The organism is Pandoraea sp. PE-S2R-1 (assembly GCF_002179865.1).
Lineage (GTDB): Bacteria > Pseudomonadota > Gammaproteobacteria > Burkholderiales > Burkholderiaceae > Pandoraea.
Genome location: NZ_NGUR01000189.1, coordinates 1 through 588, shown reverse-complemented (window position 1 = coordinate 588; position 588 = coordinate 1). Strand labels below are relative to the sequence as shown.

Annotated in this window: 1 protein-coding gene; it reads right to left on the bottom strand. The window is 57.7% G+C overall.

Translation table 11 applies throughout. The features are described from left to right. On the bottom strand, positions 1-303 hold a 303-nt coding region (locus CDV44_RS27925), incomplete at its 3' end, for a hypothetical protein (protein ID WP_371328826.1). Positions 304-588: the final 285 nt, after the last annotated feature.

Sequence of the window (588 nt, the reverse complement as noted above, 5' to 3'; positions counted from 1 at the left end):
CCCACCGTCCGCAGTGCCAATGATCTGAGAGCCCGTCTGTAAGGTGAGGGTGTTGGACCGAGCCGCCGGGTTCATCGCAATTGCCGTTCCGGCGTTGCTTTGAATCAGACCGGCATTGGTGATAGAGATCGTTCCGTTGACGGTGCGCACGCCAAATCCCTGTTGGCTGATGATCTGTCCGCCAGCTTGGTTAACGATCGTTCCGGTGAATCCCCCCCCTGTATTTGACACTACGGCATCGCTGTTAATGCCTCGGGCTTCGACGTAACCGCTGTTTGTGAAGGTGATGTTGTTGCCCTGCATGTACACCGTAAACGATCGGCCCGATGCGGTGCCCCCGGTCGTAAGCAGCGTCCCGGTATTGGTGATAGTGCTCTGTCCCCCAGTGGCGCTAATCGCGCGGCTGCTAGACCCAGTGGCCGTAATCGTTCCGGTGTTTACAAACGTCGTGAACTGTCCGAGAGCCGTCGCTAGGCCCCACGAAGCGGTCATGCCATACGAGTTGGGGCCCGATAGCGAAATCGTCCCGTTATTCGTGATCGAACCGTTGTTTCCATTCAAGGCCATGCCGTCGTTGTTTGCACCGCT